We start from the raw sequence: 21,831 nt of genomic DNA, 5'->3' as shown, positions 1-21,831 counted from the left end.
TGTGAAAAAGGCCCTGGGTTTCAGGGCCTTTTCTTTACTTGTGTTCCTTAATTACTGTCGATTAAGCGAAATCAATCCCAGCTAAGCGCACCACCGGTTTGGTATTCAATAACCCGAGTCTCAAAGAAATTCTTCTCTTTCTTCAAGTCCATAATCTCGCTCATCCAAGGGAACGGGTTAGTCGTCCCTGGGTACTCTTCTTTCAAACCAATCTGGCTCAAACGACGGTTAGCGATGAACTTCAGGTAATCCTCCATCATCGCCGCATTCATGCCCAACACCCCACGAGGCATGGTGTCCCGCGCGTATTCGATCTCCAGCTGAGTCCCCTGCAGAATCATCTGGCTCGCTTCTTCCTTCATTTCAGCATCCCACAAATGCGGGTTTTCGATTTTGATCTGGTTGATCACATCGATGCCGAAGTTCAGATGCATGGATTCGTCGCGCAGGATGTATTGGAACTGCTCGGCGACGCCGGTCATTTTGTTGCGGCGGCCCATGGAGAGGATTTGGGTGAAGCCGCAGTAGAAGAAGATGCCTTCCAGAACGCAGTAGTAGGCGATCAGGTTGCGCAGCAACTCTTTGTCGGTTTCGACGGTGCCGGTTTCGAACTTCGGATCGGAGATCGAGCGGGTGTATTTCAGGCCCCAGGTGGCTTTTTTCGCGACCGATGGGATCTCGTGGTACATGTTGAAGATCTCGCCTTCATCCATGGCCAACGATTCGATGCAGTACTGGTAGGCGTGGGTGTGGATCGCCTCTTCGAAGGCCTGGCGCAGGATGTACTGGCGGCATTCCGGGTTGGTGATCAGGCGGTACACGGCCAGGACCAGGTTGTTGGCAACCAGGGAGTCGGCGGTGGAGAAGAAGCCGAGGTTGCGCATCACGATGCGGCGCTCGTCGTCGGTCAGGCCTTCCGGGTCTTTCCAGAGGGCGATGTCGGCGGTCATGTTGACTTCTTGCGGCATCCAGTGGTTTGCGCAACCGTCCAGATACTTCTGCCAGGCCCAGTCGTACTTGAACGGTACGAGTTGGTTGAGGTCGGCGCGGCAGTTGATCATGCGCTTTTCGTCGACAGCAACGCGGGCGGAGGCGCCTTCGAGTTCGGCGAGGCCTTCGGCGACGTCGAGGGTGTCCAGGGCAGCTTTGGCACGGGCGATTGCGGCAGAGTCGTTCGCGGTAACAGCGCGAGCTTCTTGAGCGGCGACACCACCAGCGGTGTCGAGTCGGTCCATGTTGGCTTCAGTCGCGTGGCCGGCGTTGGCGCCTTTTACCACGGTCTCGCCGCTGTCTTCTTTGTCGAATTCGTCCCAGCTCAGCATGACGTGTCGTCTCCTGCGTGAGGGCCAGATTGCCCGTGTGAAAACTGATAGGTTGGTTTTTCACACGGCCTTACTGGCCGCGTTGGATCTAAAGGAAATCGTTTGTTGCAGCTGTACCGTTTTTTGCAGCGGTACGCAGGCAACAAACAGAATTTGTACGGGTGTTCCGAAGCCGCTGATGGGCGCAGAAAACGTGAGTCGCTCTGCATGGGCTTCAGACTGGCTTTTCACCCCTGTAAGGGAATATTGCAGGCCCGTTTAAGTGCGCATTATAAGGAAATTTTCGGCCCCGTGGTGCGGCGAAATGGCACCCGGCGTGGTCGGCGAGGGGCGTTTTCAGGTTGGAGTGAGGGTTTACAGGGCTTTGGCGGAGGAAGTTTTTTTTTTCGTCTGTTTTGGCTGGTTTTTGACGGTGAGGTCAGGGTGTTCGCGTGGTTATGGTTTGCTGCTGTGTTGCAAGCCAGGTGGGGCGGGGCTTTCAGGGAAGGAGAAGGGTTTTTGTGGGCGTGATTGTCTGCAGTTTTTGGCTGAAAATGTTCTTGAAATGGGTTGCTCAAAAAACAACCATAAATGGGTTTTTTTACTACATGTAGTGGTTTTGGTCGATTTTTGACCACTTCAGACACAACTAAGCCCGACCGAAGTCGGGCTATGAGGTCGCGTTCAGTTTTCAGCTGAAGCGAGCTGCGCCTACGCGATCAGAACCATCAGCGGCGACTTTGGCAGCGCCAGTGTGATCAGAACCATCAGCAGCAACCTTGGCAGCGCCAGTGCGATCGAAGCCATCGGAAGCGAAAGATGCCGAACCAGTGTGGTCGTAACCATCAGAAGCGACAGCCGCTTCAGTGAAAGTAGACGAGCCAGTGCGGTCGTAGCCATCGGCGGCGAACGTGTTGGCGGCCAGGACGGAAAGGGTCAGGGCGAGGATCAGTTTGGTTTTCATGGTAGTGGCTCCAGGTTCGTTGGCGTTTTGTGCCTTGGGTGTGAAATTCATACTACGCCAACTATTTTGATTAAAAAGCGCAAATAAACGCTTAAAACAATCGTATTTATCGATGCGTGGCTCGGCGCTTCATCTGTCTTTAGAAAAGGATGGGTCGAGCCTTGGGAGATAAAAGTGGGGCGGATCAGCCGTTAGAGCAGCCGTTACCCATGACGCTGTAGCGCAGAATGTGTCGCTGACCCTTGGAGTCGTCGTATTCCATTTTTGCTGGAACCACTTCGCAGACGTTCGGGATTTCGCTCATCGATATGACTTTGGCGATGTCCAGGTGAGTGGAATAGGTGTATTCCTCAATGGCGGGTTGTTGCTGTGCGACATCAGTCGGGACCTCATCCGCCATGGCGGTTGCGCACAGACTGCTGAGGGCCAGAACCAATAAAGCTTTCATTTCAAATTTACCTTTCTGAAGTCGAAGGGGGTCACGCAATCTTTTTGGGATTGCGTGTGGAGCTTTAATAAAGAGTCTTGGATTAACTGCCTTCGTGGGGGCTGCAACTGGGTTAATCGCGTTGCCGTGTTGGCGAGGCTGATTTTAGGCCTGGGGGCGGCGTGCATATAGCCGTGCTTTTGATAAACACCTTTGGCAGATTTGGTAACAATCGGCGTTTTTCAGGCAGACCGCGTTATCGTTCTTCGCGGGCAAGCCTCGCTCCTACAGGGAGCAGCGTTGTACTAGAGACGTCCGTTCCAGCTCGGTTTTGTGCTTGTCACGATATTTTGTAGGGGCTTGTTACTACCATCGTCGAATGGTTCTATAGGCCCCGCCCGGCTACAACTGGGGCCATACAAAAACAACTATTCCACCGAGGTAAGAAAGATGAGTGCGGCTTCTTTGTATCCCGTTCGTCCCGAGGTAGCAGCCAACACGCTGACTGACGAGGCCACCTATAAGGCCATGTACCAGCAGTCGGTCGTCAACCCGGACGGCTTCTGGCGTGAACAAGCCAAGCGCCTCGACTGGATCAAGCCTTTCACCACGGTGAAGCAGACGTCCTTCGACGATCACCATGTCGACATCAAATGGTTCGCCGACGGCACGCTGAACGTTTCCTACAACTGCCTCGACCGTCATCTGGCCGAGCGCGGCGATCAAATCGCGATTATTTGGGAAGGGGATGACCCTGCCGAAAGCCGCAACATCACCTACCGCGAGCTGCACGAACAAGTCTGCAAGTTCGCCAACGCCTTGCGTGGCCAGGATGTGCACCGCGGCGACGTGGTGACGATCTATATGCCGATGATCCCCGAAGCCGTGGTCGCCATGTTGGCCTGCACCCGGATCGGCGCGATTCACTCGGTAGTGTTCGGCGGTTTCTCGCCGGAAGCCCTGGCCGGTCGCATCATCGACTGCCGCTCGAAAGTGGTGATCACCGCTGACGAAGGTGTTCGTGCCGGCAAGAAAATTCCGCTGAAGACCAACGTCGACGACGCGTTGACCAACCCGGAAACCAGCAGCATTCAGAAAGTCATCGTGTGCAAGCGCACCGGTGGCGACATCAAGTGGAACCAGCATCGCGACATCTGGTACGAAGACCTGATGAAAGTGGCGGGCAGTGTGTGCGCGCCGAAAGAGATGGGCGCTGAAGAAGCGCTGTTCATCCTTTATACCTCCGGCTCTACCGGCAAGCCGAAGGGTGTGCAGCACACCACCGGCGGTTACCTGCTGTATGCGGCGATGACTCACGAGCGCGTGTTCGACTACCGTCCGGGCGAAATCTACTGGTGCACCGCCGACGTCGGCTGGGTCACCGGCCACACTTATATCGTCTATGGCCCGTTGGCCAACGGCGCGACCACGCTGCTGTTCGAAGGCGTGCCGAACTATCCGGACATCACCCGGGTGGCGAAGATCGTCGACAAGCACAAGGTCAACATCCTCTACACCGCGCCTACTGCGATTCGCGCGATGATGGCCTCGGGCACTGCCGCTGTAGAAGGCGCCGATGGCAGCAGCTTGCGTCTGTTGGGTTCGGTCGGTGAGCCGATTAACCCGGAAGCGTGGGATTGGTACTACAAGAATGTCGGCCAATCCCGTTGCCCGATCGTCGATACCTGGTGGCAGACTGAGACCGGCGGCAACATGATGAGCCCGTTGCCGGGCGCTCACGCGCTGAAACCTGGTTCGGCGTCACGTCCGTTCTTTGGCGTGGTGCCAGCGCTGGTGGACAACCTCGGTAACATCATCGAAGGCGTTGCCGAGGGCAACCTGGTGATTCTCGATTCGTGGCCAGGCCAGGCGCGCACGCTGTATGGCGACCATGACCGCTTCGTCGACACTTACTTCAAGACCTTCCGTGGCATGTACTTCACCGGTGACGGTGCGCGTCGTGACGAGGACGGTTACTACTGGATCACCGGGCGTGTGGATGACGTGCTCAACGTTTCCGGACACCGCATGGGCACTGCCGAGATCGAAAGCGCGATGGTCGCGCACCCGAAAGTCGCCGAAGCGGCAGTGGTCGGTGTGCCGCATGACATCAAAGGGCAGGGCATTTATGTCTACGTCACCCTGATCGGTGGCGAAGAGCCGACCGAGCAATTGCGCCTGGAACTGAAAAACTGGGTGCGTAAAGAGATCGGTCCGATTGCTTCGCCGGATGTGATTCAGTGGGCGCCGGGGCTGCCGAAAACCCGTTCGGGCAAGATCATGCGCCGGATTCTGCGCAAGATTGCTACGGCCGAATACGATGGGTTGGGGGATATTTCGACTCTGGCGGATCCGGGTGTGGTGCAGCATTTGATTGATACGCACAAGACCATGAACGTCGCTTAACGGCGGTTTTTGAGTCATCGAAGCCCCGCCAGGTGTTGAGCCTGGTGGGGTTTTTTCGTATTGATCGTTCCCATGCTTTGCGTGGGAATGCCGCCATGGACGCTCCGCGTCCGCCGTTGACGCTGTGACGCAGAGCGTCACGGGATGCATTCCCACGCGGAGCGTGGGAACGATCAGCGGGAGTGCCAATAATTATCGAGGTCCGCCGTAGGCCATTTCCCACTGTTACCCATCACTCTTCAAGTTACCGAATGTGTAACCTCACGCCCGGCAACGAGGCATTGGGAAACGCAAAGCCCCGTTTCAGGGCCTCCCAACCCGCATAAAAAATAAGACACAACGCTGCGCTTGCCGGATTAGAAGGGTTTGCCAATAATAGGCCCGCAATTTGCAATATAGATCGGTTCACTGTCTTTTGCTCTTGCATGAAATTGCAAGGCTGTCAACGTGCTCAAGTGGCTTTCTCGGTGCATCTGTAATTTGTTGTCGCATTGAAGAAATATCGGCTTCGGGCCTGTCGTTAGAATGCCGATCACTCGCTCGTCGTTGCCTGCGTTGAAATCAATGTTGAAATCAGCCCGCGGTTCCCAGGACGCAGCACTGCTTCGCTGTTTAACCCATTCGCATATTGGGCTGTCGCTCACTCTGCCGTTTTGCCCTTTACCGATGGAGTCCCAAGATGAAGAAACTTGTGCTGCTTGGCGCCCTGGCACTGTCCGTGCTGTCCCTGCCGACCTTCGCCGATGATAAGCCCGTAAAAATCGGTATCGAAGCGGCTTACCCTCCGTTCGCCTCCAAGGCGCCGGACGGCAGTATCGTGGGTTTTGACTACGACATCGGCAACGCACTGTGCGAAGAGATGAAGGTCAAGTGCGTGTGGGTCGAGCAAGAATTCGACGGCCTGATCCCGGCACTCAAAGTGCGCAAGATCGACGCGATCCTGTCGTCCATGTCGATCACTGAAGACCGCAAGAAGTCCGTGGACTTCACCAACAAGTACTACAACACCCCGGCTCGCCTGGTCATGAAGGCCGGCACTCAGGTCAGCGAAAACCTGGCTGAGTTGAAGGGCAAGAACATCGGTGTGCAACGTGGTTCGATCCATGAGCGTTTCGCCCGTGAAGTCCTGGCCCCGCTGGGTGCCGAGATCAAGCCTTACGGCTCGCAGAACGAAATCTACCTCGACGTGGCAGCCGGTCGCCTGGACGGCACCGTGGCAGACGCGACCTTGCTGGATGACGGTTTCCTGAAAACCGACGCCGGCAAAGGTTTCGCCTTCGTGGGCCCGGCCTTCACCGACGAGAAGTACTTCGGCGACGGCATCGGCATCGCAGTACGCAAGGGCGACGCCTTGAAAGACAAGATCAACTCCGCGATCACTGCCATTCGTGCAAGCGGCAAGTACAAGCAAATCCAGGACAAGTACTTCGCCTTCGATATCTACGGCAAGTAATACGTCCCCGCGACAAGTCCGAAATGGCGCAAGCAACAGGATCTCTGAGGTTTGCGCCATTTTTTCATCCCAACTTTCGAGGACCTGAATCATGTTGAAAGGCTACGGGGCTGTCATCCTCGATGGCGCATGGCTGACGCTTCAGCTCGCCTTGTTGTCCATGGCCCTGGCCATCGTTCTGGGGCTGATCGGCGTTGCGCTGCGTCTGTCGCCGGTGCGCTGGCTGGCCTGGCTGGGCGATCTGTACTCCACGGTGATCCGCGGTATTCCCGATCTGGTGCTGATTCTGCTGATTTTCTACGGCGGCCAGGACTTGCTCAACCGCGTCGCGCCGATGCTCGGTTATGACGACTACATCGACCTGAACCCGTTGGCCGCCGGTATCGGTACCCTGGGCTTCATCTTCGGTGCGTACCTGTCGGAAACCTTCCGTGGTGCCTTCATGGCAATCCCGAAGGGGCAGGCAGAAGCCGGCATGGCGTATGGCATGAGCAGTTTTCAGGTGTTCTTCCGGGTGTTGGTGCCGCAGATGATTCGTCTGGCGATTCCGGGCTTTACCAACAACTGGCTGGTATTGACCAAGGCGACCGCGCTGATTTCGGTGGTCGGTCTGCAAGACATGATGTTCAAGGCCAAGCAGGCGGCAGACGCTACCCGCGAGCCTTTCACCTTCTTCCTCGCAGTGGCGGCGATGTACCTGGTGATTACCAGCGTCTCGTTGCTGGCATTGCGTCACCTTGAGAAGCGCTACTCGGTAGGCGTAAGGGCGGCTGATCTATGATCTTCGACTACAACGTCATTTGGGAGGCCTTGCCGCTGTACGTCGGCGGCCTGGTGACCACCCTCAAATTGCTCGCGCTGTCGCTGTTCTTCGGTCTGTTGGCGGCACTGCCGCTGGGGCTGATGCGCGTCTCCAAGCAGCCGGTCGTCAACATGAGTGCCTGGCTGTTCACTTACGTGATCCGCGGCACGCCGATGCTGGTGCAGCTGTTTTTGATCTACTACGGTCTGGCGCAATTCGAAGCGGTGCGGGAAAGCTTCCTCTGGCCATGGCTGTCCAGCGCCACGTTCTGTGCGTGCCTGGCGTTCGCCATCAACACCAGTGCCTACACCGCTGAAATCATTGCCGGCAGCCTGCGCGCCACGCCGAACGGCGAGATCGAAGCGGCCAAGGCCATGGGCATGTCGCGCTTCAAAATGTACAAGCGGATCCTGCTGCCGTCGGCACTGCGCCGGGCACTGCCGCAATACAGCAACGAAGTGATCATGATGCTGCAGACCACCAGTCTGGCGTCCATCGTGACCCTGATCGACATCACCGGTGCCGCGCGCACGGTCAACGCGCAGTTCTACTTGCCGTTCGAAGCCTACATCACCGCTGGCGTGTTCTACCTGTGCCTGACGTTCATTTTGGTGCGCCTGTTCAAAATGGCCGAGCACCGCTGGCTGGGCTATCTGGCCCCGCGGAAGCACTGATATGGAACGCATCGATCATGCATTGCCGTGGAGCCACTTGGGCAGCGAACGCCGGATTTCGGTATTCCGCTTCGGCGCTGGCGAGCGCAAGGCCTACATCCAGGCCAGCCTGCACGCCGATGAACTGCCGGGAATGCGCACGGCCTGGGAACTGAAAAAGCGCCTGACCGAACTCGAAGCCCAAGGCTTGCTCAATGGTGTAATTGAACTGGTGCCGGTGGCCAATCCAATGGGCCTTGGTCAACTGCTTCAGGGTAACCACCAAGGGCGTTTCGAAGCTGGCAGCGGCAAGAATTTCAACCGGGATTTCGTCGAGCTGAGCGAGCCCGTGGCCGCTGAGCTGCAAGGGCATCTGGGTGACGATCCTCACGCCAATATCCGTTTGATCCGTGAAACCATGAGCGACGTGCTGGCTGCCTTGCCGCCTGCCGAGAGTCAGTTGCAAGGCATGCAGCGCATTTTGCCCAGCCATGCCTGCAATGCCGACGTGGTGCTGGATTTGCACTGCGATTGCGAAGCGGCGCTGCACATGTATGCCTTGCCGCAACACTGGCCGCACTGGCGTTCGCTGGCTGCACACTTGAACGTCAAGGTCGGTTTGCTGGCGGAAGATTCTGGCGGCAACTCCTTTGATGAAGCGTGTTCGCTGCCATGGCTGCGTTTGTCGCGCCTGTTTCCGGATGCCCGGATTCCACTGGCCTGTCTGGCGACGACCATCGAGTTGGGTGGCCAATCCGATACCGGTCGCCCAGAGGCAGAGGCTCACGCCGAAGGCATTCTGGCATTCCTCGCTGAACAAGGCTTGATCAGCGGCGAATGGCCAAAACCTGCGCAAGATGCTTGTGAAGGCATGCCGTTCGAAGGCACCGAATTGCTGTTCGCGCCACATCCTGGCGTGGTGAGTTTTCTGCGTAAACTCGGTGAGTGGGTGGACGCGGGCGACGAAATTTTTGAAGTGATCGATCCGTTATCGGATCGGGTCAGCACGGTGTGTGCTGGTACGTCCGGGGTGCTGTTTGCCATTGAACGGCTGCGTTATGCCCAACCCGGTTTCTGGCTGGCCAAGGTGGCGGGGCGCGATGCGCTGCGTCACGGGCGCTTGCTCAACGACTGACTGACTGTTTTTGTGAGAACCGACCGCATGTACAAACTTGAAGTCCAAGACCTGCATAAACGCTATGGCAGTCACGAAGTGCTCAAGGGTGTGTCCCTGAAAGCGGCGGCTGGCGATGTGATCAGCATCATCGGCTCCAGTGGCTCCGGCAAAAGTACTTTCCTGCGCTGCATCAACCTGCTTGAGCAGCCGCACGCCGGCAAGATTCTGCTCAACAACGAAGAGCTGAAACTGGTCGCCAACAAGGACGGCGCGCTGAAAGCCGCCGACCCGAAACAGCTGCAACGCATGCGTTCGCGTCTGTCGATGGTGTTCCAGCATTTCAACCTGTGGTCGCACATGACCGCGATGGAAAACATCATGGAAGCGCCGGTCCACGTGCTCGGCATGTCCAAGACCGAAGCCCGCGAGAAGGCCGAGCACTACCTGAACAAGGTCGGTGTTGCTCATCGCAAAGACGCCTACCCTGGCCACATGTCGGGCGGCGAGCAGCAGCGTGTGGCGATTGCCCGTGCGCTGGCGATGGAGCCTGAGGTGATGTTGTTCGACGAACCGACCTCGGCCCTCGACCCTGAGTTGGTCGGTGACGTGCTGAAAGTCATGCAGGCCCTGGCGCAGGAAGGCCGGACCATGGTGGTGGTGACGCACGAAATGGGCTTTGCCCGTGAAGTGTCGAACCAGCTGGTTTTCCTGCACAAAGGTGTTGTTGAAGAAAGCGGTAACCCACGCGAAGTGCTGGTCAATCCGCAGTCTGAACGTTTGCAACAATTTTTGTCCGGCAGCTTGAAATAATCAGAACTGCCGTTGTGCACAGGGATAGTGCATGCTTCGCAGCCTCGAGGCTGGCCCCGATCCCCTGTGGGAACTGGCTTGCCTGCGATGGCGGTGGGTCAGTTTGCATCTCTGGCACAGACACACCGCCATCGCAGGCAAGCCAGCTCCCACATTTAGATCTCTGCTGGTTTTGAGAATTGTGTTTATTTACGGGCTAGCATTGGTCCATGCCTTCATCGCTGTTTTCGCTTCGGATTGCCCGCCATGACTGCCCATCGAATTGGTTTCCTGATTTGGCCCAGCACTAAAGCTCTGACGCTTGCGCTGGCTGAGGAGGCCTTGCGTGTTGCCCAGCGTGTGCATCCGGACGTTGTTTACGAACTGTCGTTCTTGCAGGCCGAACCGGCGACCGAAGGCGCCTGGCAATTGCCGGGTGAGCCTTGGGCCGGCAAGCTCGAAAACTTCCAGAAACTGTTCCTGCTCGCCGACGAGCCGCCGACCTCACTTGCGCCTGCGCTCAGCAGTGGGCTGAAGCAACTGGTGCGAGCTGGTTGTGTGATCGGCGGATTGTCGGCCGGTGTTTACCCATTGGCGCAGTTGGGTTTGCTCGATGGTTACCGCGCTGCCGTGCATTGGCGCTGGCAGGACGATTTCGCCGAGCGTTTCCCGAAGGTGATCGCCACCAGTCATCTGTTCGACTGGGATCGTGATCGCTTGACCGCGTGCGGCGGCATGTCGGTGCTCGATTTGCTGCTGGCGGTGCTGGCCCGTGACCACGGCGCTGAACTGGCCGGGGCGGTTTCAGAAGAACTCGTTGTCGAACGCATCCGTGAAGGCGGCGAGCGCCAACGCATTCCGTTGCAGAACCGCTTGGGCTCCAGTCATCCGAAGCTCACCCAAGCGGTGTTGCTGATGGAAGCCAACATCGAAGAGCCGCTGACCACCGACGAAATCGCCCAGCACGTGTGCGTATCGCGTCGGCAGCTGGAGCGGATCTTCAAGCAATACCTCAACCGTGTGCCGAGCCAGTATTACCTGGAATTGCGCCTGAACAAGGCCCGGCAAATGTTGATGCAAACCAGCAAGTCGATCATCCAGATCGGCCTGTCGTGTGGCTTCTCTTCGGGGCCGCATTTCTCCAGCGCCTACCGCAACTTCTTCGGTGCCACGCCGCGGGAAGATCGCAACCAGCGGCGCAGCAGCAGTCCGTTCGAATTGTCGTCGGTGCCGTCGGAGCGTGGCTGATCAAGCCGTCACTTCCTGAGTCGACGTTTGCGTCACTCGTCGACCTCCGAGTTGTCCGACGTTGAGATATCCATTTCACCTTGATCGATGACCTCTTGCACGCCGAAATCTACTTGTGTGCGTTCAAAGTAGTCGATCAGGCGTTGCAGGCTTTCTTCGGAAAACCGATTGCCTCTCAAACTGATGTTTTCGGCGATTTCAGGAGGCAGTGCCCAGGAAAACAAAAGAAAGAGGGGGGGCGGTACATATTTACCGCACCGCTCGCCAACCCTGCCTATAACCTGTGCTGTCGGTTTAAACTGCGCCTTTGCGACCCTATATGTCGCATTGCCGTAAACCCGGTCAAAACCGGTGTTTGCGCTATAAGAAGTTGTCGCTTGGCGGCAAGGCCGGGCTGAAAACTGTCCTTACAATCCCCTCATCGCTCGCCAGTTTCAGGCGAGCGTTCCTCTTCAGGAGACTCCGATGTCCGTTGAGCACGCTGCGGTAGAACGCGCCGATTTTGACCAGGTAATGGTTCCCAACTACGCGCCAGCCGCTTTCATTCCTGTGCGTGGTGCCGGTTCCCGTGTTTGGGACCAGTCTGGCCGCGAGCTGATCGACTTCGCCGGCGGGATTGCCGTTAACGTATTGGGCCATGCGCATCCGGCGCTGGTCGCTGCATTGACCGAGCAAGCGAACAAGCTGTGGCACGTATCCAACGTGTTCACCAATGAGCCGGCCTTGCGCCTGGCCCATAAGCTGGTCGACGCCACTTTTGCCGAGCGCGTGTTCTTCTGCAACTCTGGCGCCGAAGCCAACGAGGCCGCCTTCAAGCTGGCCCGTCGCGTGGCCCATGACCGTTTCGGTACCGAGAAGTACGAAATCGTTGCCGCGCTCAACAGCTTCCACGGCCGTACCCTGTTCACCGTGAACGTCGGTGGCCAGTCGAAGTACTCCGACGGCTTCGGTCCGAAGATCACCGGCATCACTCACGTGCCTTACAACGATCTGGCCGCGCTGAAAGCCGCTGTTTCCGACAAGACCTGCGCGGTGGTTCTGGAGCCGATCCAGGGCGAAGGCGGCGTACTGCCGGCCGAGCTGTCTTACCTGCAAGGTGCTCGTGAACTGTGCGATGCGCATAACGCGCTGCTGGTTTTCGACGAAGTTCAGACCGGCATGGGTCGCAGCGGCAAGCTGTTCGCCTATCAGCATTACGGCGTGACCCCGGACATCCTGACCAGCGCCAAGAGCCTGGGCGGCGGTTTCCCGATTGCAGCGATGCTGACCACCGAAGACTTGGCCAAACACTTGGTTGTCGGCACCCACGGCACCACGTATGGCGGCAACCCGCTGGCGTGCGCTGTCGCTGAAGCGGTGATCGATGTCATCAACACGCCTGAAGTATTGAATGGCGTCAACGCCAAGCACGACAAGTTCAAGACCCGTCTTGAGCAGATCGGCGAGAAGTACGGCCTCTTCACTGAAGTCCGCGGTCTGGGCCTGCTGCTCGGTTGCGTACTGAACGATGCCTGGAAAGGCAAGGCCAAGGACATCTTCAACGCCGCCGAGCGTGAAGGCCTGATGATTCTGCAAGCCGGCCCCGACGTGATTCGTTTCGCGCCAAGCCTGGTGGTTGAAGACGCCGATATCGATGCTGGTCTCGACCGTTTCGAGCGCGCCGCGGCGAAACTGACGCAAGCCTGATAGTCCCTTCGACGCCTGAACTGTTCAGGCGTCGAACCAATTTTTATGTGCCGGGCACAGTAAATGTGGGAGCGGGCTTGCCCGCGATGAGGGCCTGACAGCCGACTTCATTGTTATCTGACAGGACGCTATCGCGGGCAAGCCCGCTCCCACATGAGCCGGGTATTTTTCTAATGAATTTTTTCGAGAAAGGAGTGACACCATGCTGGTGATGCGCCCCGCGCAAATGGCTGATCTGGGCGAGGTACAGCGTCTGGCTGCGGACAGCCCGATTGGTGTCACTTCCTTGCCGGATGACGTTGAACGCCTGAGCGACAAGATCGCCGCAAGCGAAGCCTCGTTCGCTGCCGAAGTCAGCTTCAACGGTGAAGAGAGCTATTTCTTCGTCCTCGAAGACACGGCCACCGGTAAGCTGGTCGGCTGTTCGGCCATCGTTGCCTCGGCCGGTTATTCCGAGCCGTTCTACAGCTTTCGTAACGAAACGTTCGTCCACGCCTCCCGCGAGCTGAAGATTCACAACAAGATCCACGTGCTCTCCCAGTGCCACGACCTGACCGGTAACAGCTTGCTGACCAGTTTCTACGTGAAGCCGGAATTGGTAGGTTCGCCTTGGGCGGAGCTCAATTCCCGTGGTCGCCTGCTGTTCGTGGCCAGCCATCCGGAGCGCTTTGCCGATTCGGTGGTCACCGAGATCGTCGGTTACAGCGACGAAAATGGCGACTCGCCATTCTGGGATGCCATCGGTCGCAACTTCTTCGACCTCAACTACGCCGCCGCCGAGCGTCTGTGTGGCTTGAAAAGCCGCACGTTCCTGGCTGAGCTGATGCCGCATTACCCGATCTACGTGCCGTTGCTGCCGGACTCCGCTCAAGAGGCGATGGGCCAGGTGCATCCACGGGCGCAGATCACTTTCGACATCCTGATGCGCGAAGGCTTCGAGACCGATCACTACATCGACATTTTCGACGGTGGCCCGACCCTGCATGCCCGTGTCTCGGGGATCCGTTCGATCGCCCAGAGCCGTGTAGTCCCGGTGAAAATCGGTGAGCCAGTCAAAGGTGCCGGTCGTCAATACCTGGTGGCCAACGCCCAGTTGCAGGATTACCGCGCCGTTTTGCTTGAGCTCGATTACGCGCCGGGCAAACCCGTGACCCTGGATCTGGAAGCCGCCGAAGCCTTGGGCGTCGGTGAAGGTGCCAGCGTGCGCCTGGTGGCGGTTTAACGCCTGCTGCTATGTCTATAAAGAATGAATGCTTAGTAAAGCAGCGAGTTTCACGGGTGGCGCAAGCGGCCCGTTTGAGGAGATAGCATGATCGTTCGTCCCGTACGCAGCAGCGATTTACCCGCTCTGATCGACCTGGCCCGCAGCACCGGCACCGGCCTGACCACCTTGCCGGCCAACGAAGAGCGTCTGGCCCATCGAGTCGGTTGGGCCGAGAAGACCTTTCGCGGCGAAGCCGGGCGGGGCGATGCGGACTACCTGTTCGTGCTCGAAGACGACAACGGCCGCGTGGTGGGCATTTCCGCCATTGCTGGCGCCGTCGGACTGCGTGAGCCCTGGTACAACTTCCGCGTCGGTCTGACTGTCAGCGCCTCGCAAGAGCTGAATATCTACCGCGAGATTCCGACGCTGTTCCTGGCCAACGACCTGACCGGCAATTCCGAGCTGTGCTCGTTGTTCCTGCACGCCGATTTCCGCACTGGCCTCAACGGCCGCATGTTGGCCAAGGCGCGGATGCTGTTCATCGCTGAGTTCCCGCAACTGTTTGGCAACAAGATCATCGCCGAAATGCGCGGTGTGTCCGATGAGGCCGGGCGTTCGCCGTTCTGGGAAAGCCTGGGTCGGCACTTCTTCAAGATGGAGTTCAGCCAGGCCGATTACCTCACCGGCGTGGGCAACAAGGCGTTCATCGCCGAACTGATGCCGAAATTCCCGCTGTACACCTGTTTCCTGTCGCCAGACGCGCGCAACGTGATCGGCCAGGTTCACCCGGACACCGAGCCGGCGCTGTCGATGCTCAAGAGCGAAGGTTTCAGCTACCAAGGCTACGTCGACATTTTCGATGCCGGTCCTGCGGTGGAATGCGAAACCACCAAGATCCGCGCAGTGCGCGACAGCCAGGCGCTGGTGCTGGCCATCGGCACCCCGGGTGACGACGCCACGCCGTTCCTGATTCATAACCGCAAGCGCGAAGACTGCCGGATCACTGCCGCGCCAGCACGCTTCGCAGCCGGCACTTTGGTGGTCGATCCGCTGACCGCCAAACGTCTTCAACTCAACGCCGGCGATCAAGTGCGCGCCGTCCCGTTGTCCGCTGCTCGGGAGTCGAAATAATGAATTCGCTATACGTCGCCGGTGAATGGCTGGCCGGTCAGGGTGAAAGCTTTCAATCGGTAAACCCGGTGACCCAGCAAGTGCTGTGGGCCGGCGAAGGCGCCACGACCGGTCAGGTCGAGTCGGCTGTGCAAGCTGCGCGTCAAGCGTTCCCGGGCTGGGCTCGCCGTACCCTGGAAGAACGCATCAGCGTGCTGGAAGCCTTTGCCGCTGCGCTGAAGAATCATGCTGACGAACTGGCTCGCACCATCGGCGAAGAAACCGGCAAACCCCTGTGGGAAGCGGCGACTGAAGTCACCAGCATGGTCAACAAGATTGCCATCTCGGTGCAGAGCTACCGCGAACGTACCGGCGAGAAGAGCGGCCCGCTGGGCGACGCCACTGCGGTGTTGCGCCACAAGCCACACGGTGTGGTGGCAGTGTTTGGTCCTTACAACTTTCCCGGCCACTTGCCGAACGGTCACATCGTGCCGGCGCTGCTGGCCGGTAACAGTGTGCTGTTCAAGCCAAGTGAGCTGACCCCGAAAGTTGCCGAGCTGACGGTCAAGTGCTGGATCGAAGCGGGTCTGCCGGCCGGCGTGCTGAACCTGCTGCAAGGCGCTCGCGAAACCGGTATCGCCCTGGCGGCGAACCCGGGCATCGACGGTCTGTTCTTCACCGGTTCCAGCCGTACCGGCAATCACCTGCACCAGCAGTTTGCCGGTCGTCCGGACAAGATCCTCGCGCTGGAAATGGGCGGCAACAATCCATTGGTGGTGGATCAGGTCGCGGACCTCGATGCCGCCGTTTACACCATCATTCAGTCGGCATTCATTTCTGCCGGTCAGCGTTGCACCTGTGCCCGCCGCTTGCTGGTGCCGCAAGGCGCTTGGGGCGATACGCTGCTGGCGCGTCTGGTAGCGGTCAGCTCGACGATTGAAGTCGGTGCGTTCGATCAGCAACCGGCGCCTTTCATGGGCTCGGTAATTTCCCTCGGCGCTGCGAAAGCGCTGATGGATGCGCAAGAACATCTGCTGGCCAACGGCGCAGTGGCGCTTTTGGAAATGACTCAGCCTCAGGCTCAGGCAGCCTTGCTGACCCCCGGCATTCTGGACGTGACGGCGGTTGCCGATCGCCCGGACGAAGAGCTGTTCGGTCCGCTGCTGCAAGTGATCCGCTACGCTGATTTTGAAGCGGCGATCGCTGAAGCCAACGACACCGACTATGGCCTGGCGGCCGGTCTGCTGTCGGATTCCGAAGCGCGTTATCAGCAGTTCTGGCTGGAAAGCCGCGCCGGTATCGTCAACTGGAACAAGCAGCTGACCGGTGCGGCAAGCAGCGCGCCATTCGGCGGTGTCGGCGCATCGGGTAACCATCGCGCCAGCGCCTACTACGCCGCAGATTACTGCGCGTACCCGGTGGCCTCGCTGGAAACCCCGAGCCTGACCTTGCCTGCAACCCTGACGCCCGGCTTGAAGATGGCGTGACGCCCATTCGCGAGCAAGCCCGCTCCCACAGGAAAATGCATTCCAATGTGGGAGCGGGCTTGCTCGCGAAGGCCGCGCCTCGGTCTAAAAGAACAGTTACCAGAAGCCTATAACAACAGATTCTCGTGGAGCCTCGCTGATGAAATCCTATGAAGTCAATTTTGACGGTCTAGTGGGGCCGACCCATAACTACGGCGGCTTGTCCTACGGCAACGTCGCGTCCCAGAGCAACAGCCAGCAGTCTTCGAACCCGAAGGAAGCCGCGCTGCAAGGCCTGGCGAAGATGAAAGCGCTGATGGAAATGGGCTTTCAGCAAGGCGTTTTGGCGCCACAAGAACGTCCGGACGTAGCCGCACTGCGCCGCCTGGGTTTCAGCGGTACCGATGCTCAGGTGATCGAGCGCGCCGCCAAAGAGGCCATGCCGCTGCTGGTTGCCAGTTGCTCGGCGTCGAGCATGTGGGTGGCCAACGCCGCCACGGTCAGCCCGAGCGCCGACACTGCGGATGGCCGCGTGCATTTCACCGCCGCCAACCTCAACTGCAAATACCACCGCAGCATCGAACACCCGACCACCAGCCGCGTACTGGGAGCGATGTTCGCCGATCAGAAGCACTTTGCTCACCACGCCGCTTTGCCGGCCGTGGCGCAGTTCGGTGACGAAGGCGCGGCCAACCACACCCGTTTCTGCCGTGAATACGGTGAAGCCGGCGTCGAGTTTTTCGTGTTCGGTCGCAGCGCGTTCGACACCCGTTACCCGAATCCGCAAAAGTACCCGGCACGCCAGACGCTCGAAGCGTCCCAGGCCGTCGCGCGTCTGCACGGTCTGAGCGATGACGGCGTGGTCTATGCCCAGCAGAACCCTTCGGTGATCGATCAGGGTGTGTTCCACAACGACGTGATCGCGGTGGGTAACGGCGAAGTGCTGTTCTATCACGAGGACGCCTTCCTCGACACCGAGCAGATGCTCGCTGAACTGCACGGCAAACTCGCAAAAGTCGGTGGGAAATTTCAGTCGATCTGCGTACCGCGTTCCGCGGTCACCGTGGAAGACGCTGTTCGTTCCTACCTGTTCAATAGCCAGCTGCTGTCGCGTCCTGACGGCTCCATGCTATTGATCGTGCCGGAAGAATGCCGTGGCAACGAGCGTGTCTGGCAGTACCTGCAAGGCCTGACCAGCTCTGGCGGCCTGATCCGCGAAGTAAAAGTTTTCGATCTCAAGCAGAGCATGCAGAACGGCGGTGGCCCGGCTTGCCTGCGGTTACGCGTCGCACTTAACGAAACCGAACTGGCGGCCGTCAACCAAGGAGTTATCATGACGGCACCGTTGTACGGCACATTGACCGAATGGGTCGACAAGCACTACCGCGACCGCATGACCGAAAACGATCTCGCGGACCCGCAATTGCTGCTTGAGTGCCGGACGGCACTGGATGAACTGACGCAAATCCTTAAACTGGGCGCGGTTTATCCATTCCAGATCAATTGAAAGTCGGCGCATGAATTGAATGCGCCGCGCTATCTCCAGACGAGAGCGTAAAACATGAGCGATACCCTGCAGCTGATCCTTGAAGACACCGACGGCACGCAACTGGAAACTTCCTGCACCCGCGTAGCGGTCATGTGGCAAGGTAAAGAGCTGTGGATCCAGCAGGACGGCCGCGGCCAGTTGCTGATCGGCGTGGACGTCGAAGAAGGTGACGCTGAATACGCAAACCTGCTGCTTCGCCCATTGGCGACTAATCTGGTAAGTCTGCAACTGGAGATGGAACCGGCTGAAGTCGGTGATGATGAGGACCACGTACACGGCCCGGATTGCAATCACGACCACTAAGGAAACCGCTCTATGCTCGCCCTCGGCAAACTGCTTGAACTGACCCTCGCCGGTCGCGAACCGGCGGAGAAGACTCAACTGACTGTCGAAGGCGTGCGGATGCGCTGGTTGAGCGAAGGTGCGCTGGAAGTCCGGCCACCTGAAGCCCGCGACAACGGCCTGGACCTGCTGCTTTCGGCCGGTATCCATGGCAACGAAACAGCGCCGATCGAGCTGCTCGATCGTCTGTTGCATGACATCGCCCGCGGTGACTTGAAACCGCGTGCACGTATTCTGTTCCTGTTCGGCAACCCCGAGGCTATCCGCCGCGGTGAGCGTTTCATCGAGCAGGACGTCAATCGGCTGTTCAACGGCCGTCACGAACAAACCAGCGGTTCCGAGGCCTTGCGCGCTTGTGAGCTGGAGCGGCTGGCGGCGACTTTCTTCAGCCTGCCGGATCGCAATCGCCTGCACTACGACCTGCATACGGCAATCCGTGGCTCGAAAATCGAGCAGTTCGCCCTGTATCCCTGGAAGAAGGTCGTCAGCATTCACGCCTGGAACTGGCTCGTCTGCGCGCCGCCGGCATGGAAGCGGTGCTGTTGCAGAACAAACCCTCCATCGTCTTCAGCTCCTACACCTACGACAAGCTTGACGCGGAGTCCTTCACCCTGGAGCTGGGTAAGGCCCGGCCTTTCGGGCAGAACGATGGGGTCAACGTCAGCCTTCTTGAAACTCGTCTGAAGCAGATCATCGAAGGCACCGAGCCGCCAATGACCGACGACGGGCTGGATGGGTTGCAGTTGTTCAGCGTTGCGCGGGAAATCATCAAGCACAGTGATAACTTCCGCCTGAACCTGCCGGCGGACATCGAAAACTTTTCGGAATTGAAAGTGGGGTATGTGTTGGCCGAGGACATCGCCAATACCCGCTGGGTCATCGAAGAGAAGGGCGCCCGGATCATCTTCCCGAACCCCAAGGTCAAGAACGGCCTGCGCGCCGGCATCCTGATCGTGCCGACCACCGATAAAAACCTCGCTTAAGCACGACACATAACAAATGTGGGAGCGGGCTTGCTCGCGAAAGCGGACTGACAGTCAAAAAATACGTTGAATGTCAAACCGCTTTCGCGAGCAAGCCCGCTCCACAGTTGATTTGAGTGAAGCCCAAGACTCCACCCAAATCACAGGTTTTGTGTCTAGACGGCTACCGCGCGTGGCTCACTGCGACGCAACGCCCGCATCTTGTGCAGTGTATCCACGCAAGTCTTCGCCGCTTCCTGACCTTTATGCACGAAATGCTCGAAGAAGAACTTCTGATGCTCTTCGCCGGCATGGAAGTGGTGCGGGGTCAAAACCACCGAGAACACTGGCACTTCAGTTTCCAGCTGAACCTGCATCAGGCCGCTGATTACCGACTGAGCGACGAATTCGTGGCGATAGATGCCGCCGTCGACCACCAGGCCCGCCGCGACGATGCCGGCATAACGGCCGGACTTGGCCAGCAACTTGGCGTGCAGCGGAATTTCAAAGGCGCCGCCGACTTCGAAGAAATCGATGTCCGACTCTTGATAACCCTGAGCAATCATTTCGGTGACAAAGCCTTTACGGCTCTGGTCAACGATTTCCTTGTGCCAGCAGGCCTGGATGAACGCGACGCGCTCGCCCTGATGGTTTTTGCTTTTGCTATCGATTGCGGTGGGTTGCATGTTCTGACTCCTGTTTGTGTGAAAAACAGGGCGTTATGAATCGAATGGGATTTAAGGGTACGCAGGCACAAGTGCCTACGGACGGCGCTTTGGTGCAGAGCCTAGGCGGCGCCAATCCCGTTCTCTCTTCATCCGGACTATGACCGTCGGCCCCGGGATCACACCGGGTCTGCTGACCTTGTCGCCATCACAGCCATTGCCGTGCCTGTCGCCAAGCGCTCGCGGGCTATGCGCATTGCGCGCAATTACCGCCGGTGGGGAGTTACACCCCGCCCTGAGAACGTTTTGCCGCCAGATTGTTTGGCGGCGAAGCGTTTTTAACACATATTTCCGTGGCGTGCATGCCAATACCCGTCAATCAAAATGCAGAACCTGTGGGAGCGGGCTTGCTCGCGAAAGCGGTTTAGCATTCAACGCAAATGTTAACTGTCAGTCCGCCTTCGCGAGCAAGCCCGCTCCCACATGGATTGCGCTTTTTCGAAGACGTAAAGCGCCTTTTCCTCGTTCAAGGCTTGATTATTCGCCGACATGACCGCAGTAATTCCATTCCAAAAGGGATTTTCCCCCGCTTTCCGAGGCCAGATTCATGAGTGTTATCGATCTTCGCAGCGACACCGTCACCCAACCGACCGCAGGGATGCTCGACGCGATGGCCAATGCCGCCACCGGTGACGACGTTTATGGCGAAGATCCGACGGTCAACCGTCTGGAAGCCGAGCTTGCAAATCAGTTGGGTTTTGCCGCTGCGCTGTTCGTTCCGACGGGCACCATGAGCAACTTGCTGGGCCTGATGGCCCACTGCGATCGCGGTGACGAATACATTGTCGGTCAACAGGCCCACACCTATAAGTACGAAGGTGGCGGCGCGGCAGTGCTCGGTTCGATCCAGCCGCAGCCGCTGGAAGTGCAGGCCGATGGTTCGCTGGACCTGGCGCAGGTCGCCGCCGCGATCAAGCCGGATGACTTCCACTTCGCCCGTACCCGTTTGCTGGCGCTGGAAAACACCATGCAGGGCAAGGTTCTGCCGTTGGAGTATCTCGCCCGGGCTCGCAGCTTCACTCTTGAAAATGGTCTGGCGCTGCATCTGGATGGCGCACGGCTCTACAACGCGGCAGTCAAGCTGGGTGTCGATGCGCGGGAGATCACTCAGCATTTCGATTCGGTGTCGGTTTGCCTGTCCAAAGGCCTGGGTGCGCCGATCGGTTCGGTGTTGTGCGGCCCGGTCGAGTTGATTGCCAAGGCGCGACGTCTGCGCAAGATGGTCGGCGGCGGTATGCGTCAGGCCGGGATTCTCGCCGCGGCGGGACTCTATGCGCTGGATAATAATATTCAGCGCCTGGCGGATGATCATGCCAACGCACAAATGCTGGCCGACGGCCTGCGAGCGGCGGGCTATGAGGTCGAGCCAGTGCAGACCAATATGGTTTACGTGCAGATGGGCGACAAGGCTGAAGCGATCAAGGCCTTCGCGGCGACGCGCGGGATCAAACTCAGCGCTGCCGGTCGTCTGCGAATGGTCACGCACATGGACGTCAGCCGTGCGCAAATCGAGCAAGTCGTCGCTACATTCGTCGACTTTTCCCGCAACTGATCGCGTTAGCGGTCCAATTGACCCTTTCTATCGTATAAACACGCTGTACCCCGCGCGCAGGGCCGATATAATGCG

General features: G+C 58.5%; 19 protein-coding genes, 1 pseudogene and 1 riboswitch. Of the genes and pseudogenes, 16 read left to right on the top strand and 4 right to left on the bottom strand.

Features of this window, described 5'->3' with window-relative positions:
- Positions 1–71: 71 nt before the first annotated feature.
- Positions 72–1,322 carry a ribonucleotide-diphosphate reductase subunit beta gene (locus tag AB4O41_RS09735; protein WP_208669514.1) on the bottom strand — a complete coding sequence of 417 codons (1,251 nt, stop codon included), beginning with the start codon at positions 1,320–1,322 and terminating at the stop codon, positions 72–74.
- A gap of 304 nt (positions 1,323–1,626) precedes the next feature.
- On the opposite strand from AB4O41_RS09735, the gene AB4O41_RS09730 reads away from it, so the two are divergent.
- Positions 1,627–1,935: a hypothetical protein gene (locus AB4O41_RS09730; RefSeq protein ID WP_460147506.1), complete on the top strand. Its 309-nt coding sequence runs from the start codon at positions 1,627–1,629 to the stop codon at positions 1,933–1,935.
- Positions 1,936–1,992: 57 nt separating this feature from the next.
- Here AB4O41_RS09730 and AB4O41_RS09725 read toward each other — a convergent pair whose 3' ends face one another.
- Positions 1,993–2,265 (bottom strand): hypothetical protein, encoded by a 273-nt coding sequence (locus AB4O41_RS09725; protein WP_460147504.1) that lies wholly within the window; start codon positions 2,263–2,265, stop codon positions 1,993–1,995.
- A 184-nt stretch (positions 2,266–2,449) separates the two neighbouring features.
- Positions 2,450–2,713 carry a DUF2790 domain-containing protein gene (locus tag AB4O41_RS09720; protein WP_038979415.1) on the bottom strand — a complete coding sequence of 88 codons (264 nt, stop codon included), beginning with the start codon at positions 2,711–2,713 and terminating at the stop codon, positions 2,450–2,452.
- Positions 2,714–3,142: 429 nt separating this feature from the next.
- Here AB4O41_RS09720 and acs point away from each other — a divergent pair, with 429 nt between their 5' ends.
- The 14 genes and pseudogenes from acs to astE all read left to right on the top strand — a co-directional run bounded on the left by acs (position 3,143) and on the right by astE (position 19,500).
- Positions 3,143–5,098, top strand: a complete 1,956-nt coding sequence (gene acs / locus AB4O41_RS09715; protein ID WP_460147502.1) for an acetate--CoA ligase — start codon at positions 3,143–3,145, stop codon at positions 5,096–5,098.
- 679 nt (positions 5,099–5,777) lie between these two features.
- On the top strand, positions 5,778–6,551 hold the full coding sequence (locus AB4O41_RS09710) for an ABC transporter substrate-binding protein (RefSeq protein WP_030131768.1): 774 nt from the start codon (positions 5,778–5,780) through the stop codon (positions 6,549–6,551).
- A 91-nt stretch (positions 6,552–6,642) separates the two neighbouring features.
- Positions 6,643–7,332, top strand: coding sequence for an ABC transporter permease (locus AB4O41_RS09705; RefSeq protein ID WP_460147500.1), 690 nt, complete (start codon positions 6,643–6,645; stop codon positions 7,330–7,332).
- Complete coding sequence (locus AB4O41_RS09700) at positions 7,329–8,027, top strand: ABC transporter permease (RefSeq protein WP_460147498.1); 699 nt, start codon at positions 7,329–7,331, stop codon at positions 8,025–8,027. Before AB4O41_RS09705 ends, AB4O41_RS09700 begins: the two co-directional genes overlap by 4 nt.
- A 1-nt stretch (position 8,028) precedes the next feature.
- Complete coding sequence (locus AB4O41_RS09695; RefSeq protein ID WP_460147496.1) at positions 8,029–9,141, top strand: M14 family metallopeptidase; 1,113 nt, start codon at positions 8,029–8,031, stop codon at positions 9,139–9,141.
- 27 nt (positions 9,142–9,168) lie between these two features.
- Positions 9,169–9,933, top strand: coding sequence for an ABC transporter ATP-binding protein (locus tag AB4O41_RS09690; protein ID WP_007904680.1), 765 nt, complete (start codon positions 9,169–9,171; stop codon positions 9,931–9,933).
- 246 nt (positions 9,934–10,179) lie between these two features.
- The gene (gene argR, locus AB4O41_RS09685; protein ID WP_460147494.1) at positions 10,180–11,160 is read left to right on the top strand and encodes a transcriptional regulator ArgR; all 981 of its coding nucleotides are present in this window, start codon (positions 10,180–10,182) and stop codon (positions 11,158–11,160) included.
- Between the two features lie 465 nt (positions 11,161–11,625).
- On the top strand, positions 11,626–12,846 hold the full coding sequence (locus AB4O41_RS09680) for an aspartate aminotransferase family protein (RefSeq protein WP_038979422.1): 1,221 nt from the start codon (positions 11,626–11,628) through the stop codon (positions 12,844–12,846).
- Positions 12,847–13,048: 202 nt separating this feature from the next.
- The gene (gene aruF, locus AB4O41_RS09675; RefSeq protein WP_007904685.1) at positions 13,049–14,068 is read left to right on the top strand and encodes an arginine/ornithine succinyltransferase subunit alpha; all 1,020 of its coding nucleotides are present in this window, start codon (positions 13,049–13,051) and stop codon (positions 14,066–14,068) included.
- An 87-nt stretch (positions 14,069–14,155) separates the two neighbouring features.
- Complete coding sequence (gene astA, locus AB4O41_RS09670) at positions 14,156–15,181, top strand: arginine N-succinyltransferase (protein ID WP_429547704.1); 1,026 nt, start codon at positions 14,156–14,158, stop codon at positions 15,179–15,181.
- Positions 15,181–16,647, top strand: coding sequence for a succinylglutamate-semialdehyde dehydrogenase (astD, locus tag AB4O41_RS09665; protein ID WP_460147491.1), 1,467 nt, complete (start codon positions 15,181–15,183; stop codon positions 16,645–16,647). Before astA ends, astD begins: the two co-directional genes overlap by 1 nt.
- A 139-nt stretch (positions 16,648–16,786) precedes the next feature.
- Positions 16,787–18,133 (top strand): N-succinylarginine dihydrolase, encoded by a 1,347-nt coding sequence (astB, locus tag AB4O41_RS09660; RefSeq protein WP_460147489.1) that lies wholly within the window; start codon positions 16,787–16,789, stop codon positions 18,131–18,133.
- Between the two features lie 54 nt (positions 18,134–18,187).
- On the top strand, positions 18,188–18,478 hold the full coding sequence (locus tag AB4O41_RS09655; RefSeq protein ID WP_030131779.1) for a hypothetical protein: 291 nt from the start codon (positions 18,188–18,190) through the stop codon (positions 18,476–18,478).
- Between the two features lie 12 nt (positions 18,479–18,490).
- Positions 18,491–19,500 (top strand): annotated as a pseudogene (astE, locus tag AB4O41_RS09650) (succinylglutamate desuccinylase).
- A gap of 155 nt (positions 19,501–19,655) precedes the next feature.
- Here the strand turns inward: astE and AB4O41_RS09645 are convergent.
- On the bottom strand, positions 19,656–20,165 hold the full coding sequence (locus tag AB4O41_RS09645) for a 6,7-dimethyl-8-ribityllumazine synthase (RefSeq protein WP_460147487.1): 510 nt from the start codon (positions 20,163–20,165) through the stop codon (positions 19,656–19,658).
- 115 nt (positions 20,166–20,280) lie between these two features.
- Positions 20,281–20,451: riboswitch (FMN riboswitch) on the bottom strand.
- Positions 20,452–20,751: 300 nt separating this feature from the next.
- Between AB4O41_RS09645 and ltaE the strand changes: the two genes are divergently transcribed.
- Positions 20,752–21,756 carry a low-specificity L-threonine aldolase gene (ltaE, locus tag AB4O41_RS09640; RefSeq protein WP_460147486.1) on the top strand — a complete coding sequence of 335 codons (1,005 nt, stop codon included), beginning with the start codon at positions 20,752–20,754 and terminating at the stop codon, positions 21,754–21,756.
- Positions 21,757–21,831: the final 75 nt, after the last annotated feature.

The organism is Pseudomonas sp. S2_A02 (genome assembly GCF_054668495.1).
Note: the sequence above shows the minus strand (reverse complement) of the source record. Positions and strands in the feature narration are given on the sequence as shown.

Excerpts from the sequence above, each read along its gene's own strand:
- AB4O41_RS09735 (WP_208669514.1), bottom strand. The coding sequence starts at position 1,322 with ATGCTGAGCTGGGACGAATTCGACAAAGAAGACAGCGGCGAGACCGTG.
- AB4O41_RS09730 (WP_460147506.1), top strand. The coding sequence starts at position 1,627 with ATGGCACCCGGCGTGGTCGGCGAGGGGCGTTTTCAGGTTGGAGTGAGG.
- AB4O41_RS09725 (WP_460147504.1), bottom strand. The coding sequence starts at position 2,265 with ATGAAAACCAAACTGATCCTCGCCCTGACCCTTTCCGTCCTGGCCGCC.
- AB4O41_RS09720 (WP_038979415.1), bottom strand. The coding sequence starts at position 2,713 with ATGAAAGCTTTATTGGTTCTGGCCCTCAGCAGTCTGTGCGCAACCGCC.
- acs (WP_460147502.1), top strand. The coding sequence starts at position 3,143 with ATGAGTGCGGCTTCTTTGTATCCCGTTCGTCCCGAGGTAGCAGCCAAC.
- AB4O41_RS09710 (WP_030131768.1), top strand. The coding sequence starts at position 5,778 with ATGAAGAAACTTGTGCTGCTTGGCGCCCTGGCACTGTCCGTGCTGTCC.
- AB4O41_RS09705 (WP_460147500.1), top strand. The coding sequence starts at position 6,643 with ATGTTGAAAGGCTACGGGGCTGTCATCCTCGATGGCGCATGGCTGACG.
- AB4O41_RS09700 (WP_460147498.1), top strand. The coding sequence starts at position 7,329 with ATGATCTTCGACTACAACGTCATTTGGGAGGCCTTGCCGCTGTACGTC.
- AB4O41_RS09695 (WP_460147496.1), top strand. The coding sequence starts at position 8,029 with ATGGAACGCATCGATCATGCATTGCCGTGGAGCCACTTGGGCAGCGAA.
- AB4O41_RS09690 (WP_007904680.1), top strand. The coding sequence starts at position 9,169 with ATGTACAAACTTGAAGTCCAAGACCTGCATAAACGCTATGGCAGTCAC.
- argR (WP_460147494.1), top strand. The coding sequence starts at position 10,180 with ATGACTGCCCATCGAATTGGTTTCCTGATTTGGCCCAGCACTAAAGCT.
- AB4O41_RS09680 (WP_038979422.1), top strand. The coding sequence starts at position 11,626 with ATGTCCGTTGAGCACGCTGCGGTAGAACGCGCCGATTTTGACCAGGTA.
- aruF (WP_007904685.1), top strand. The coding sequence starts at position 13,049 with ATGCTGGTGATGCGCCCCGCGCAAATGGCTGATCTGGGCGAGGTACAG.
- astA (WP_429547704.1), top strand. The coding sequence starts at position 14,156 with ATGATCGTTCGTCCCGTACGCAGCAGCGATTTACCCGCTCTGATCGAC.
- astD (WP_460147491.1), top strand. The coding sequence starts at position 15,181 with ATGAATTCGCTATACGTCGCCGGTGAATGGCTGGCCGGTCAGGGTGAA.
- astB (WP_460147489.1), top strand. The coding sequence starts at position 16,787 with ATGAAATCCTATGAAGTCAATTTTGACGGTCTAGTGGGGCCGACCCAT.
- AB4O41_RS09655 (WP_030131779.1), top strand. The coding sequence starts at position 18,188 with ATGAGCGATACCCTGCAGCTGATCCTTGAAGACACCGACGGCACGCAA.
- AB4O41_RS09645 (WP_460147487.1), bottom strand. The coding sequence starts at position 20,165 with ATGCAACCCACCGCAATCGATAGCAAAAGCAAAAACCATCAGGGCGAG.
- ltaE (WP_460147486.1), top strand. The coding sequence starts at position 20,752 with ATGAGTGTTATCGATCTTCGCAGCGACACCGTCACCCAACCGACCGCA.